A 14,394-nucleotide genomic window follows, 5' to 3' on the forward strand; every position below is an offset into this window, starting at 1 on the left:
TCCCGACACGCGATATGCGGCCAGTACCCAGTTTCGGTTCGGTTCAATCGGGGTTGGCGCAGCCGGTCGACCGGGGCTACGTTGACCAGAGAACGGTCCACTACCAACGAGCACACGACGTCGGGGCAATCATGGACGGCCGCACCCGCCATTACGGCGACTTCTACGGAATCTCGAATGCGCTCGGGCGTTCCGCCGACGACAGACCCTTGCTCGTCGTCTGGGGAAATTGTCAGGCCGAGGCGCTGCGTGTTCTTCTCGATTCCGATCCGGCGATGCCGCTGCGAACGGTGCGCATTCCACCCGTTCACGAACTCGAGTCCTCTGATGTGCCCCATGTCGACCGACTCGTTCGCCGGGCATCGGTGCTCCTCACCCAACCGATTCGGTCCGGTTACCGATCGCTACCGCTCGGAGTTCCCGATCTTGCCGACGCTCTGCCACCGGACGCGGTCGTCGTGCGGTGGCCGGTGCTCAGATACGCAGGGCTGCATCCTTTTCAGGTGATCGTACGACATCCCGGTGCCCCGGCCGCCGTTCCGAGCCTGGTGCCGTACCACGATCTACGCACGATCCGTGCCGCTGCCTGCGGCCTCGACAGAGACGAGGACTGGGACCGATCCGTCTGCGCCGAGGGTCTGCGACACGCGGCGCAGGCAAGCCTGGATGAACTGCGTCGACGCGAGAGTCGAGACACCGATATCGCGGCCTCCGATCTTTTCGAGGACGCCGGCCGCGCTGCCACCCACACGATCAATCACGCCACCAACGTGGTGCTCGCCGCACTGGCGCAGCGGATACTCGACCAGCTCGGGACCGGCTGCACCGTACGGGATCCGGGCCGTGAGTTGCTCGGCGGGATTCGGGCACCCGTCGAGCAGCGCGTGCTCGACGCCCTCGGCCTCGACGGCGCGCCACGGCTGGAGTGGTCGGTGGAGGGAACCACGTACTCACCTGACTCGGTTCATCGAGCTCATCTGCAGTGGTACGCAACCCATCCCGAGTTCGTCGACGCCGCGCTGACCCGGCACTCCGAGTTGATTCGCACGCTGGGCATCGAGCCGTGACGCCGCAAGTGCACCACCTCGTCACCGGCCCTGCCGAGCACGGTGTCGTCCGCTGCGCACGTCAGATGGCCTCGGCGACAGCCAGTCCGGTCATATCCGACTTTCGGGAAGTCCAGTCCGACGTTCCGATTCACGTGCACTTCACCGACCGGCTCTTCGGCCGAACCGCGGACGCGGCCGCCGATGCGTTCATCGCGTCGGCGCGGCAGCACCGCGCACCGATCACCGTCACTCTGCACGACGTTCCGCAGGCCTCCGATGGCAACGCCTTCGAAGCTCGAAAGGCCTGCTATCTGCGGGTGATCGAGCGTGCCTCTGCCGTCGTCGTCTCCAGCATGCACGAGCGGCTGTTGCTCGAGGACGGCCTGAGACGACCGATCGACGTTCGAGTGATCCCGCTTCCGATCGACAGCCCGACCTCGGTGGTCGAGCCCGACAGCACGAGGAGCAGAGTCGTCGGTGTGCTCGGTTTCGTCTACCCGGGCAAAGGCCACGAGGAAATACTCCAGGCCATGCGGGGTCTCGACACCGACGTGACGCTACTGTCGATCGGGTCCGCGTCACCCGGCCACGAGCGCATGATCGATGAACTCACCCGCGCCGCGGCGCAACTCGGCCGTTCGTTCGACTCCACCGGATTCGTTCCCGATGCCGACCTCGACGAGCTCCTACGATCGATCGCGGTCCCCGTCGCATTTCACCGACATATCTCGGCATCCGGTTCGATCAACTCCTGGATCGCTGCAGGCCGAAGACCACTCGTCCCACGCGGTCGCTACGCGGCGGAGATCGAGGCCAATTCCCCAGGCACACTCTGGATTCACGAGAACTCGGTCGACGGCCTCGCCGCGGCCATGGCCGACGCACTCCGTTGCCCGAACAACACCTGGCAGCAGCCCGGCGTCGCACCCTATCCAACCGTTACCCAGGCAGCTGCCCTGTATCGCGCATTGTTCGCCGAGCAATGCACTAGGACGGCGAAGAAGCTACCCGACGGACGCTGGGTGGTGCCGGGCAATCGGTGGGATCTGGTGCCACCGACCGACCGGCAGCCGGCCGTATCGGTGGTTGTTCCGTACTTCGAGCAGCAACGCGGGTTGGAGTACGTTCTGACCGCGCTGACCGCGCAGACGTATCCGGCCTCCCGTATTCAGGTGATCGTGGCCGACGACGGGTCTCCCGTCGCACCGGAGATCGATGCCTTTCGGTCCGCACTCGATATCACGGTCGTGCGGCAGACCGATCTCGGCTTCCGTGCGGCAGCGGCCCGCAACCTCGGTGCGTCGGCGGCTCGCGGTGAGATTCTGTGCTTTCTCGACGCCGACACCGTGCCCGAACCCGCATATGTGGAAGAGTCCGTTCGCCTGCTCGCGGCCCTGCCCGACGCCCTTGTCGTGGGACGTCGACGCCACGCCGACCTGGCGGGCTGGACCGCCGAGGACGTGGCGAGGTGGTTCGGCGGCCGATCGAGCGGACCGCCGGAATTGACAGAACCACGCTGGCTGAGAGAGGGGTACGCGCACTCACGTGACTTGCTCGATTCCGATCGTCGTTCCTATCGGTACGTCATCAGCGCCGTCATGTCGTGTACTCGTCAGTTGTTCACGGAGATCGGCGGATTCGACGAGAGCATCGTCGGGTACGGCGGCGAGGACTGGGATTTCGCGCATCGGGCCTACGATGCCGGTGCAGTCCTGGCGCACCAGCCCCGCGCCGTCGCCTGGCACGACGGACCCGAATGGGCCGAGAGGACGGGCGGAGACCGCGAACGAAAGAACGTCGAGGCGATGATGCTGGCCTCCCGCATCACGGACCCCGCAGCGCGCACCCTCGGTCTCGTCTACGACATACCGGAGGTCGTCGTCATCGTAGATTCCGCGGGACACACTTCGGCATCCCTGCTGCAGACCGTCGGATCCGCGCTGCGCGAAAGAGAGTGCGCGGTGTGGATTCACGGGCCGGACGCAGCCGAGTTGAGACGGCCGTGGGGAGACGTCGATCAGCGAGTGCGTCTCGGGCAGCCGAACGACACCGGCCGCAGCCATGCCGTGGTGCACGTACGCGGGCCGGTGCTGTTCGGCGAACAGTCTGTGCGCCGACTGCTCGCCGACGGCACCGACCGGTTGACCGTGGATGTGGGCGGTACCGGGTCGGTCCGCGTGTGCAGTTCGCGTTCGAGCGCACGCGCGGCACGCTGGGCTACGGCACTTGGTTCGACGACGCAGGACCTGGCCGAGGAGTTGTTCGGTTGTATGCGCCGCACAGGCGTCGAATTCGGGTTGTCGATCGGCGCGCACCAGCCGAATCTGGCGTGGTGAGCGGCGATGCCAGGGCGAAGCGGAGCACACGATCGGATGCGGGTCGATGGGGCAATAGACGGCGTGAACAGCGAGGTCGGATAGAGATGAACAGAACGCTGTATTCGATGATCTGCATGATGGCGATCATCGCTTTCATTGCATTGCTCTGGGGCACAGTCGGTTACGTCTACGCCGACAATCATCCTCTGCGCCATGCCGCGTTCGTCGGTGGCGGAGTACTGACTGCAGGATGGCTGATCGTGCTCGCCGCCGTGGGCATCAAGATATCTCGATTGAAAGCCCGCAGGCGAAAGAGCAACTCCGACGACGAGTGAGCAATGGTCGTCACCGGACGCGAAGCCGGTGGCGATGGCAGCGACGGTTGCGCTGCGGAGAGTGTCGCTGTTCACACCTCGGCCGACATCTGTTTGGCCCGAGCTACCGACGGGTAGCTATCGACCAGGGCCGAGAACAACGCTGCGATCGATCGGCACCGACCGCACGATTTCGACCACCAACCGAAAAGGGAGTTCCATGAGCACATCCACATTGATCGCCCAGTTGCGCGCCGCGCTGCAACTGACGAACACGGAAATTCAGATCGCGGAAACTCGCGTCGCTCAGGCTCGTACCGAGGCGGTTCGTAAGGAATTGACCGAGAACGCCGCCAACGGCCGCGATCGCGCCGCCGCCATCGAAGAGGCTCTTCGCGGTCTCGGCGGGCTGCCCGATCTCGTGTCGCCGTTCATCGGGCGCACACTGGCAGCCCTCAAGACCATCGCCGAGCAGGCTCAGCCCTTCGACGAAGCACTTTTGGGGGATCTGGCGCTCGAGCAGCAACTCCTGGGCCGCGCCAAGTACATCAAGGCACTGGCAACCGCCGCGAACGAACCGACCGTGGTCGCCCTGGCCACCCGTTTGACCACCGCGCACACCGCCACCGTCGAATGGCTCGAGACCGTGTTGGCAGAGGAAGCATTGGGCGGACCGGCAGCATTGCGTCGCACCCCTTTCCAGGCCGCCGCAGGCACGGCAGTCAAGATCGTCAACGCACCGGCGACCTGGTCCGCACGAGGTCTCGACCGTGCACTCGATGCCGCTCGCGCCACCCCGGACCGTCTCGGAGCACTCCTGGGCCGAGGTGCCCACGCAGGCGACATCGCCGCCAAGACACTGGCAGCAGGCCGAGACGCAGCACTGGAAGCCGCCGAGGACTACACCCGAAGCGAAGGAGTCGACGGGGTCGCCGACGCCATCCACACGGCTCGCTCCGCCGGCGGACTTCTCGAGGCCGACGAGCTGCCGATTGCGGACTACGACGATCTGAACGTCACGGACGCCGTGGCGGCCATCAAGGACCTCACCGATCCGACGGACGTTCGCACCGTCGTGACGTACGAAGAGGCCAACAAGAACCGTCACGGCGTGGTGTCCGCGGGACAGACGCGCGTGGCAGCGATCGCCAAGGACGTCATCTCCGTCGACTGATGTAGATCGACCGATCCTCTGCGAATACCGATGCGGCCCGTGTGAATCCGGGCCGCATCGCTGTATTCGAAGCCGCGTGGTGAGCGCCGGATCTCGATCCCATCGCCGTCTACGCTCCGAACAGGGCGACTGTGACACATCACGATCTGTCGTGTCCGGCCCGATTGGGACCGCCCCGCGGTGGGTAGGCTCAGGTATGACCGCTTTCGTGTCCCTGCGCCCGCCCGCCGCACGCACTCCCGTGCTGCCGCAGCCGAGCGGACCGGTCTCGGAGGCCATCATCGGGTGTCTGAGTTCCGGAGCCCCAGGCGACGCCGCGCTGCTGCCGATGCCGTCCGAGGTCGATCCGACGTCCAGGGACACCCAACTCGCCCTCCTGATCTGCTACGAACTGCACTATCGCGGTTTCGTCGGCGTGTCCGATGCGTGGGAGTGGCAGCCCGATCTCCTTCGTCTCAGAGCAGTACTCGAGTCCGCGTTCCTGGCGCACGTTCGAGCCAATGTCGAGCCGGGAAACGACGCGACCGCCGAGATGGATGCGCTGTCGGTCGAGGCGACCTCGGGCACCGGGCCTTCGTGGTTTCTCCGCGACGAGGGAACCTGGGAGCAGATGCGTGAGTACTTCGTGCACCGGTCGATCTACCACCTCAAGGAAGCAGATCCGCATGCGTGGGCCATCCCACGGCTGACCGGCCAGGCCAAAGCCTCCTACGTCGCAGTCGAATTCGACGAGTACGGCGGAGGTAGGGGCGATCGGGTGCACCAGCACCTGTGGGCCGAGGCCATGAAAGCGGCCGATCTCGATGCGACCTACCTCGGGTACGTGGACCGCGTTCCCGCGCAGACCTTGGCATGGGTCAACCTGATGTCCTTGTTCGGTCTGCACCGCGGATTGCGCGGTGCCACCGTCGGGCACCTGGCCGCCACCGAGATCACGTCATCGCCGGGTTCGCAGCGTTATGTGCAGGGGCTGCAGAGGTTGAAGGCACCTGCTGCGTGTATCTCGTTCTACGCAGAACATGTCGAGGCAGACGCGGTACACGAGCAAATTCTACGCCGCGATGTGGTCGGCAATCTGCTTCGCGACGAGCCCGAACTCGAGGCCGATGTGGTATTCGGTATGCGCGCACTGGATTTCGTGGAGAACGAGCTCGCCGATCACGTGATGTCGCGCTGGTCCTCCGGCAGGTCCTCGCTCGACTGAGCACCCCGCTTCTTCGCGCGATGACTGGTGTCGCACAGTGGGTAGTTCTTGCTGCGTCGACAGGTGCACACTGCCACCGCGAACCGGTCGGATTCGACGTGGGTGCCGTCGTCCAACTCGATCTCGACGGGACCGTCGATGACGATGGGACCACCTTTGACGATACGGACCACGGTGCGCTTGGTCGTCGACGTCGTGGGAACATCGCCACCCTCGGCGTCCTCGTCATCGATCGGCACGAATGACCACCAGATCCTCGATCTCGCGGGATGGTTCGAGCAGTCCGACCTGCTCGAGCCACGGAGCTCGTTGCGTCATGACCGGGCCGAACGAAATGGTGCGACGTGCCACCACGGACACCGCCATACCCGTGCTGCGCAGCATCGCCTCGGTTCGTCCCGGATCGGAGTACTCGGATTGCACCACCATCAGGGTCCCACCGGGAACCAGCAGGTCGTGAGCGGCGTCGCACAACGGATCCAGCACCACGCGGCCGTCGAGACCGCCGTCCCATGCGCGGTGCGGACCCTCACCGGCGGGCACGGCCTCCGAGGGCACGTACGGTGGGTTGCACAGAACGACGTCGAACGGTTCCAGCGCCGCGGCGTCCGCGAAGGATCCTCGACGTACCTCGATATCGGCAGCGTGGGCCGCGGCATTGCGACGAGCGCACGCCACAGCGAGCGGCGAGATATCGTAAGCCACCACCTCACGGGCCCCCGAGGACGATGCCGCGAGGGCAACGGCACCGCTCCCGGTACACATATCGAGCACCCGAGCACCCTGCAGAATCCCGGCCTGAGCCGCCATTTCACACAGGAACCACGAATCGTCCTGAGGCTCATAGACTCCAGGCTCGGCGTGCACCACATGGGTCGTTCTGAAAGTGTCGAACTCGGCTGTCGTCATCGAGGTGTCCTCTCAGAAATCGTCGTCGGGAAACGCACCCTCCCGAGCTGGCTACCGAGCGTGGAATCCACCCGAAGATGGCCATGGTATGCCCGATTGCGCCGGCCGCAAACAACTCGATCGAAACCGGACGAATCGGATTACCCGTCGAATCACCACTTTTCGGCTCTTTCGTTGCCCCGCGGTAGTCAGGATCTCGGCGTGCCGGCCGAGACCCCGTGCGGATCGTCGATGTCGACCGCGTGGCCGTCCTCGCGTAGTCCGACGACGGCGTCTTCGAGCATTCGGCGGGCCACGTCGTCCATCGTGCGAACGTGATTCAGATCGAGGGTGATTCGACCACCGGATTCGACGCCCTTCGCCACTGTGGCCAGTACCGACTCGGCTCCGGCGAATCGTAGATCGCCCTGCAGTTGCACTGTCGTCGCGTCCTCGCCGGTCACCTCGCGAATGGCCGACGCACCACTCGGTGCCACGTGCATCATGTGCAGTTCGAGGTCGCGGGAGAGCCGCTCGAACACCGCAACTCCTCGCACGCTGTTTCCGTGTTCGTTCAACTTCGGCGAGAGGACCGCGACCCCGACCTGCCCCGGTAGTACACCGATGATCGCGCCGGCGATCCCACTTTTCGCCGGAATGCCCACCGTAGCAATCCAACTGCCGGAAGCGTCGTACATTCCACACGTCGCCATCACGGACAGGACGTGGCGATTGACTGCGCCGTCGATCAGCTGCTCTTCGGTGGCTGGGTCGACTCCCCCGTTGGCCAACACCGACGCGATCGTCGCGAGATCGACGCAGTTGACGTCCACCGAACACTGGCGCGCGTACCCGTCCACCACCTCGACAGGTTCGGCTCCGAGCACACCGACCGATTTGAGAAGGTGGGCGATGGCAGTATTGCGATCGTCCGATTCGATCTCGGCTTCGTAGACTGCCATGTCGGTGTTCAATTGCCTTCCGGCGCAGCGACTGTGCAGGTCCTTGACGCGGTCGGCGCGCTCCTGTGCCGAATCGCCACGAATCATCGAGTGCACCGCGAGCGCACCGGCATTGATCAGCGGGTTACTCGGGCGGCCGGTGCTGCTTTCGAGCGAGATCTCGTTGAAGGAATCACCGGATGGCTCGACGTTGGTGGCCTCGAGCATCCGCTCCAGGCCGTTGTCTTCGATGGCCAACGCGTAGGCGAGGGCCTTGGAGATCGACTGAACCGAGAACTCGGTATCGCAATCGCCTGCGGCGTACACCGATCCGCTGACGGTCGCGAGGGCCACCGCGAAAGAGTCGGGGTCTGCGCGCTCGAGTTCTGCGTTGCCGGTCGCGATCGCACCACCGTCGATCTCTCGGCAATCGTCGAGGACGGATTCGAGGTAGCGAGTGATCGGCGAGTGCATCCTCCCACGCTAACTTGGTGTGCAGGCCGTTCCTGCATCGACCGAATCAGCGTTCGTCCTCGGAGTCGGTGGTCGAGACGCTCTGAAACATTTCCAGGAAGGATCCGAAGCCCTGGCCACCGGTTTCCGCATCGTCGCCGGTGTCCTGCGCCGGTCCGGCCGCGGGGTTGTCTGATTCCATGACACAGATGCTGCCGATTCGACATGACGACCGATCTGGGGCGAGTATCACGAATACGCAACGAACAATAACGAATTGATCACGACGTCCGGCGCGGCCGGGCGTTGGTGACACACGACAAACCAGCGATGCAATTCTCGTGCAACGACCGGCCGACGCTCGATTGCTCGGATCGGCGGATCGGCGGCGGTAAAGTCGGGCCCAACCGAGAGGACCACGTGACCCACGCGACACCTGGGCGGCGCGCCGTATCGCGACGATCTTTCCTCACCGCTCTGGTGACCGGCTCGACGCTGATGCTCGTTGCGCGCCCCACGGCGTCTGCCGAACCGGCAGACCGGGCCGACCAGGTCCTCACCGCACTACCCGCAGATTCGAACCTGGTGATTCTCGAGGTCCGCGGGGACGGATCCGTGCACTGCGCGTTGCCACGCGCCGAGATCGGACAGGGTTTGACCACTTCGGTGGCGATGCTGGTCGCTGACGAGATGGACCTGCCTCTCGCCAAGACCGTCGTCTCGCTCGCACGCGGCAGGCAAGAACTCATCGGAAACCACTACACGGGCGGTTCCAACTCCATCCGGTCCCTCTGGCAGCCGGTTCGTTCGATCGCCGCGACGGCGAGGGCTCGGTTGCTGACCGCGGCGTCGAACCGATGGAGTGTGGGTGTCGACGCGCTGACGATCGTCGACGGCGTCGTCACGGCACCGGATGGACGGTCGGCACACTTCGGCGAACTGGCATCCGCTGCCGCAGATCCGAACCTGCGCTACGACGCGGTCGGCCCCAAGCCGGACGAGGACCTCGCACTCGTCGGCACCCCCACGAACCGTCAGGATGCTCGCGCGATCGTGACCGGTCGGCAGACCTACACACTCGACCTCGATGTGCCCGACGCCATGCCTGTCGTCGTCCGACGTCCACCGACGATCAACGGAACGGTCGCCTCGGTGGACGAGGCGGCTTTGCGAGCGATGCCCGGTGTCATCGACGTCGCCGTCGTCTCCACCGGAGTCGCCATCATGGCGCGCACCTTCGGCTATGCGCTGGCGGCGAAGGACGCCGCGGTCGTGACGTGGAATGCCGGCACGATCGACGACGAATCGACCGATTCCATCCAGGACAGACTTCGACGTAGTACGCCTGCATTCACCGGTATCGGAGGGGTGGGTAGGCCCACATTGCCGGGCGAGAGAAGACTGAACGTCGATTTCGACTTCGCGCCCGTCTCGCATGCAGCGATGGAAACGAACTCGGCGGTCGCCGATGTGCACGGCGACCGCGCCGACGTATGGGCCTCGATGCAGCTGCCGAATTATGCCGGGCAGAAAATCGCTCTCACACTGGGCATCCCGTTGAACAAGGTCACCACTCACGTGATGAACGGAGGCGGCTCGTTCGGCCGCCGGCTCTACCTGGACGGCCCACTCGAGGCCGCAGTGATCTCCCGCGCCATGGACAGGCCCGTCAGATTGATGTGGTCGCGGGTAGACGACATGCGGCACGGGCGAGCCAGGCCCGCGGTGCACACGAAGTTCGACGCGGTGCTCGCACGCGGCACGGTCGTCTCCTGGGAACAGCGCGTGGCCGCGGTGTCCACGGATTTCGATGGTGGGTTCGGCGATCTCGTCACCGACGCACTGGCACCGTCCCCGCTGATCTCGCAGACGCTCTTCCACAGCACTCGCGACCCGTACTCCTTCACCGAGGGGAGCATCAGGACGCTCGTCGAGGTACCGATCGCGATGCCGACCGGCAGCTGGCGGTCGGTGTTCTCCGGAACAGTACGCACCGCGGCGGAGATCATGGTGGACCGCATCGCCGCCGCCATGAACGCCGATCCATTGGACCTGCGGTTGTCGACGGTGAACAACGACCGCCATCGTGAGGTCCTGCGCACTCTGTCCACAGCGGGCAACTGGGGCGCAGATCTCGGACCGGGCCGGGCGCAGGGCATCGGCTTCCACGCCGAATTCCGTTCCAGTGCTGCTTATCTGGTCGAAATCGACGCGACGGACCCGCAACTGCCTCGGGTGAGGAAAGCCGTGATCGTGGTCGATGTGGGCCACGTCGTCAATCCACGCAGCCTCGAGGCCCAGATGATCGGCTGTTTGATGGACGGCATCTCGACCACCCTCCGAGCCGGGTTGCACTACGAGCAGGGCCTGCCGCTCGAGGGCAGTTACTCGCAGTTCCACTATGCCCGTCAACGCGACTCCCCACCGGACGTTCGAGTGGTGATCATGCCTACCGGTACCGAGAATCCTGGTGGTGCAGGAGAATTGGGTGTTCCGGCCGCTGCCGCCGCGGTCGCCAATGCGTACGCCCGCGCCACCGATACCACCCCCACCAGTTTCCCGATCCTGTTCGATGTCGACTTCGAACCGTTCCCGAAATGAGGACCCATGGTTGAACAGAAGTTCGTCGTCAACGGTGCCGCGGTGTCGGTCGACCTGCCCGACGACATGCCGTTGCTCTGGGCGCTGCGAGACGAACTCGGTGTCCGCGGCCCCAAGTACGGTTGCGGTGTCGGCGTGTGTCACGCCTGTACCAGCCACCTCGACGGCAAGGAGGTGCTTGCCTGCGTCACACCGGTATCGGAGGTCGTCGACAAAGAGGTCACGACCATCGAGGGCCTTGCGCAGGGTGATGTTCTCCATCCGGTGCAGCAGGCGTGGATCGACGAGGACGTCTCCCAGTGCGGTTACTGCCAACCGGGCCAGATCATGGCTGCTGTGGCATTGCTCGCACGCATTCCCGATCCGACCGACGAGGACATCGACACCATCGAGAACGTCTGCCGGTGCGGCACATACCCGCGTATCCGGCGAGCGATCAAGGCGGCGGCGAGGGCGATGGCGCAGCGCTGACGGCGGCCCCTACTGCAGCACAACACCCCGCGAACCACAGGTTCGCGGGGTGTTGTGTTCGACTACGAGAGTCAGCTCAGTTCGAAGCGATCGAGCATCATGACCTTGTCCCAGGCCGCGACGAAGTCTCGGACGAACTTCTCCTTGGCGTCATCGCAGGCGTATACCTCTGCGAGAGCGCGCAATTCGGAGTTGGATCCGAAGACCAGGTCGTTGCGAGTTCCGGTCCACTTCTGCTCGCCGGTGGCCGCGTCCTTGGCCTCGTAGATTCCGTCCTCCGCGGCGGGAACCCACTCGGTCCCCATGTCCAGGAGGTTGACGAAGAAGTCGTTGGTGAGCGTGCCGACCTTGTCGGTCAGTACTCCGTGCGAGGACTGTCCGACGTTGGCTCCGAGAACGCGCAGACCGCCGACGAGCACGGTCATCTCGGGTGCGCTGAGGGACAGCTGGTTCGCGCGATCGACGAGGTTGTACTCCGCCGGAAGCTTCTGACCCTTGCCGAGGAAGTTACGGAAACCGTCGACCTTCGGCTCGAGATCGGAGAACGAGTCGACGTCCGTCTTCTCCTGCGTGGCATCCATGCGGCCCGGGGTGAACGGGACCGTGATGTCGACGCCGGCGTTCTTGGCCGCCTGCTCGACGGCTGCGACGCCACCGAGCACCACGAGATCCGCGAACGAGACCGTTCCGGAGAACGACTGCTGGATTCCTTCGAGGACTCGGATGACCTGTGCGAGCTCGTCGGGCTCGTTGACTTCCCAGCCGACCTGCGGCTGCAGGCGCAGACGACCACCGTTGGCACCGCCGCGCTTGTCGCTGACGCGGAACGACGAGGCCGCCGCCCACGCCGCCGAGATCAGCTGCTCCTGGGAGAGCTCGGAACCGAGGATGGTCTGCTTGAGTTCGGCGATCTGCGCTTCACCGATCAGCTCGTGATCGACAGCCGGGATCGGGTCCTGCCACAGCAGGGGTTCTGCAGGAACCTCGGGGCCGAGGTAGCGCGAAACCGGTCCCATGTCGCGGTGCGTCAGCTTGAACCAGGCCTTCTGGAACTCCTCGGCGAGCTCCTCCGGGTGATCGAGCCAACGACGGGTGATCTGCTCGTAGATCGGGTCGACGCGCATCGCGATGTCGGAAGTGAGCATCGACGGGTGGCGACGCTTGGACGGATCGGCGGGGTCGGGAACGAGGTCCGCACCTTCGCCGTTCTTCGGACGCCACTGATGTGCTCCTGCGGGGCTCTTGTAGAGCTCCCACTCGAATCCGTAGAGGGTCTCGAGGAACGAGTTGTCCCACTGAGTGGGTGTCGGGGTCCAGATCACTTCGAGGCCACTGGTGATGGCGTCTGCGCCGACGCCACTCTGGTAGCTGTTCTTCCAGCCGAGGCCCATCTGCTCGATGGGGGCACCCTCGGGCTCGGCACCGACGTGCACATCGGGGTCGGCTGCGCCGTGTGTCTTGCCGAAGGTGTGTCCACCGACGGCGAGTGCAGCGGTCTCGATGTCGTTCATGGCCATGCGGCCGAAGGTCTCGCGAATGTCCAACGCCGACTGGACCGGATCCGGGTTGCCGTTGGGGCCTTCGGGGTTGACGTAGATCAGGCCCATCTGCACTGCGGCCAAGGGGTTTTCGAGGCTCGTACGGTCACCGGCGTAGCGCTCGTCGCCGAGCCAGGTCTGTTCCGGGCCCCAGTAGACGTCCTCGTCGGGCTCCCACGCGTCGACGCGTCCGCCTGCGAAACCGTAGGTGGGCAGACCCATGGACTCGATGGCGACGTTGCCGGTGAGCACGATCAGGTCGGCCCAGGAGAGCTTGCGTCCGTACTTCTGCTTGACGGGCCAGATCAACCGGCGAGCCTTGTCCAAGGACGCATTGTCGGGCCAGCTGTTGAGGGGAGCGAAGCGCTGCATGCCTGCTCCTGCGCCACCCCGTCCGTCCTGCTTGCGGTAGGTGCCTGCCGCGTGCCATGCCATGCGGATGAAGAAGGGGCCATAGTGGCCGAAGTCTGCAGGCCACCACGGCTGCGAGTTCGTCATGACCGCTTCGATGTCGCGCTTGACCTCGGCGAGATCGAGGGAGTTGAACTCCGCGGCGTAGTCGTAGTCGGGGCCCATGGGGTCGCCGACGGCCGGGTTCTTCTTGAGGATCTTCAGATTCAGTGCCTTGGGCCACCACTCACGGTTGCCGCCGCCTTCGACGGGCATCGGCATCGAGTCGTGCATGACGGGACACTTGCCCCCGCCTTCCTGCGGCTGATCCTCGTTCATCTCTTTTTCGCGTGTTACATGGTCTTCTGACACGAGCTTCCTTCCAAGGTGGGACGAACGGGCTGCGATAGGTGATGGTCACGTACTCCGTTGGGCCGGAGTACGTGGAGGGACTGGAACGGAAACTGTCGACTGCGCGTCAGCAGCCGAACATTGTGTGCAGAGGCCCCAATAGATGACCTCCGCCTCGTCGATCGTGAAACCGACGGAGTCCGATGCAGTCAGACACGGAGTTTCCCCGACTGCGCAATCCACATCGGCGATGACACCGCACGAGCGGCACACGGCGTGGTGATGGTTGTCTCCGACACGCGATTCGTACCGCGCGGGCGAACCCGCCGGCTCGATCCGGCGCACGAGGCGTGCCACCGTCAACGCGTGCAAGACGTCGTACACCGTTTGCCGTGACACCTCGGGCAGTCCGGCTCGTACGAGCCCGAGAATTGTGTCGGTGTCTGCGTGAGGATTGGTTTCGACGACCTCGAGTACCGCGACCCGAGGACGGGTCACGCGCATATCGGCGGCGCGTAACTGCTCCGCGTACGGCGAGATCGGCATCACAGCGTCAGTATCCTCCGGCTTTCTGGACTAAGTCAAGTATGCCTTGTGGATCCACCGAAACGTCAACTGCGAACTGCACGTCGACGCGGGTCCGAGACGAGTGGACCCACACGTCGTGGGGCTTTTACCCGAGTAAAGGGACGCGAAAAGCGC

The 14,394-nt window shown here is 64.8% G+C and carries 13 protein-coding genes; 7 read left to right on the forward strand and 6 right to left on the reverse strand.

The genetic code is table 11. The annotated features are described in order from the left end of the window. Positions 1-131 precede the first annotated feature (131 nt). The 5 genes from ACOQFP_RS02400 to ACOQFP_RS02420 all read left to right on the forward strand — a co-directional run bounded on the left by ACOQFP_RS02400 (position 132) and on the right by ACOQFP_RS02420 (position 6,059). Entirely contained in the window at positions 132-1,067 is a 936-nt protein-coding gene (locus ACOQFP_RS02400) for a WcbI family polysaccharide biosynthesis putative acetyltransferase (RefSeq protein ID WP_421583325.1), read from the forward strand. Beyond that, positions 1,064-3,385, forward strand: coding sequence for a glycosyltransferase (locus ACOQFP_RS02405; protein WP_421583326.1), 2,322 nt, complete (start codon positions 1,064-1,066; stop codon positions 3,383-3,385). The genes ACOQFP_RS02400 and ACOQFP_RS02405 overlap by 4 nt, the downstream gene beginning before the upstream one ends. Before the next feature lie 86 nt (positions 3,386-3,471). Then, the gene (locus ACOQFP_RS02410) at positions 3,472-3,702 is read left to right on the forward strand and encodes a hypothetical protein (protein ID WP_206492294.1); all 231 of its coding nucleotides are present in this window, start codon (positions 3,472-3,474) and stop codon (positions 3,700-3,702) included. A 199-nt stretch (positions 3,703-3,901) separates the two neighbouring features. After that, positions 3,902-4,855: a ferritin-like domain-containing protein gene (locus tag ACOQFP_RS02415; protein ID WP_421583327.1), complete on the forward strand. Its 954-nt coding sequence runs from the start codon at positions 3,902-3,904 to the stop codon at positions 4,853-4,855. A 196-nt stretch (positions 4,856-5,051) separates the two neighbouring features. Beyond that, positions 5,052-6,059, forward strand: a complete 1,008-nt coding sequence (locus ACOQFP_RS02420; RefSeq protein ID WP_421583328.1) for an iron-containing redox enzyme family protein — start codon at positions 5,052-5,054, stop codon at positions 6,057-6,059. Here ACOQFP_RS02420 and ACOQFP_RS02425 read toward each other — a convergent pair. The 4 genes from ACOQFP_RS02425 to ACOQFP_RS02440 all read right to left on the reverse strand — a co-directional run bounded on the left by ACOQFP_RS02425 (position 6,014) and on the right by ACOQFP_RS02440 (position 8,543). Then, the gene (locus ACOQFP_RS02425; protein ID WP_206492297.1) at positions 6,014-6,298 is read right to left on the reverse strand and encodes a CDGSH iron-sulfur domain-containing protein; all 285 of its coding nucleotides are present in this window, start codon (positions 6,296-6,298) and stop codon (positions 6,014-6,016) included. The genes ACOQFP_RS02420 and ACOQFP_RS02425 overlap by 46 nt on opposite strands. Then, positions 6,285-6,968, reverse strand: a complete 684-nt coding sequence (locus tag ACOQFP_RS02430) for a HemK2/MTQ2 family protein methyltransferase (protein WP_421583329.1) — start codon at positions 6,966-6,968, stop codon at positions 6,285-6,287. Before ACOQFP_RS02430 ends, ACOQFP_RS02425 begins: the two co-directional genes overlap by 14 nt. A 188-nt stretch (positions 6,969-7,156) precedes the next feature. Continuing rightward, positions 7,157-8,362 carry a glutaminase A gene (gene glsA, locus ACOQFP_RS02435; RefSeq protein WP_421583330.1) on the reverse strand — a complete coding sequence of 402 codons (1,206 nt, stop codon included), beginning with the start codon at positions 8,360-8,362 and terminating at the stop codon, positions 7,157-7,159. 46 nt (positions 8,363-8,408) lie between these two features. Further along, positions 8,409-8,543 (reverse strand): hypothetical protein, encoded by a 135-nt coding sequence (locus tag ACOQFP_RS02440; protein WP_274611076.1) that lies wholly within the window; start codon positions 8,541-8,543, stop codon positions 8,409-8,411. Between the two features lie 218 nt (positions 8,544-8,761). On the opposite strand from ACOQFP_RS02440, the gene ACOQFP_RS02445 reads away from it, so the two are divergent. Beyond that, complete coding sequence (locus tag ACOQFP_RS02445) at positions 8,762-10,942, forward strand: molybdopterin cofactor-binding domain-containing protein (RefSeq protein WP_421583331.1); 2,181 nt, start codon at positions 8,762-8,764, stop codon at positions 10,940-10,942. 6 nt (positions 10,943-10,948) lie between these two features. Then, positions 10,949-11,413, forward strand: a complete 465-nt coding sequence (locus ACOQFP_RS02450; protein ID WP_206492301.1) for a (2Fe-2S)-binding protein — start codon at positions 10,949-10,951, stop codon at positions 11,411-11,413. Positions 11,414-11,484: 71 nt separating this feature from the next. Here the strand turns inward: ACOQFP_RS02450 and katG are convergent, their stop codons facing one another. Together katG and ACOQFP_RS02460 are read right to left on the reverse strand one after the other, a co-directional pair. Beyond that, on the reverse strand, positions 11,485-13,713 hold the full coding sequence (gene katG, locus ACOQFP_RS02455) for a catalase/peroxidase HPI (RefSeq protein WP_206492302.1): 2,229 nt from the start codon (positions 13,711-13,713) through the stop codon (positions 11,485-11,487). Between the two features lie 45 nt (positions 13,714-13,758). Then, positions 13,759-14,238 (reverse strand): Fur family transcriptional regulator, encoded by a 480-nt coding sequence (locus tag ACOQFP_RS02460; RefSeq protein ID WP_206492303.1) that lies wholly within the window; start codon positions 14,236-14,238, stop codon positions 13,759-13,761. Positions 14,239-14,394 lie beyond the last annotated feature (156 nt).

The organism is Rhodococcus sp. MALMAid1271 (assembly GCF_049195265.1).
Taxonomy (GTDB): Bacteria; Actinomycetota; Actinomycetes; order Mycobacteriales; family Mycobacteriaceae; genus Rhodococcoides.

Excerpts from the sequence above, each read along its gene's own strand:
- ACOQFP_RS02430 (WP_421583329.1), bottom strand. The coding sequence starts at position 6,968 with ATGACGACAGCCGAGTTCGACACTTTCAGAACGACCCATGTGGTGCAC.
- ACOQFP_RS02415 (WP_421583327.1), top strand. The coding sequence starts at position 3,902 with ATGAGCACATCCACATTGATCGCCCAGTTGCGCGCCGCGCTGCAACTG.
- ACOQFP_RS02450 (WP_206492301.1), top strand. The coding sequence starts at position 10,949 with ATGGTTGAACAGAAGTTCGTCGTCAACGGTGCCGCGGTGTCGGTCGAC.
- ACOQFP_RS02400 (WP_421583325.1), top strand. The coding sequence starts at position 132 with ATGGACGGCCGCACCCGCCATTACGGCGACTTCTACGGAATCTCGAAT.
- ACOQFP_RS02440 (WP_274611076.1), bottom strand. The coding sequence starts at position 8,543 with ATGGAATCAGACAACCCCGCGGCCGGACCGGCGCAGGACACCGGCGAC.
- ACOQFP_RS02420 (WP_421583328.1), top strand. The coding sequence starts at position 5,052 with ATGACCGCTTTCGTGTCCCTGCGCCCGCCCGCCGCACGCACTCCCGTG.
- glsA (WP_421583330.1), bottom strand. The coding sequence starts at position 8,362 with ATGCACTCGCCGATCACTCGCTACCTCGAATCCGTCCTCGACGATTGC.
- ACOQFP_RS02460 (WP_206492303.1), bottom strand. The coding sequence starts at position 14,238 with ATGCCGATCTCGCCGTACGCGGAGCAGTTACGCGCCGCCGATATGCGC.
- ACOQFP_RS02410 (WP_206492294.1), top strand. The coding sequence starts at position 3,472 with ATGAACAGAACGCTGTATTCGATGATCTGCATGATGGCGATCATCGCT.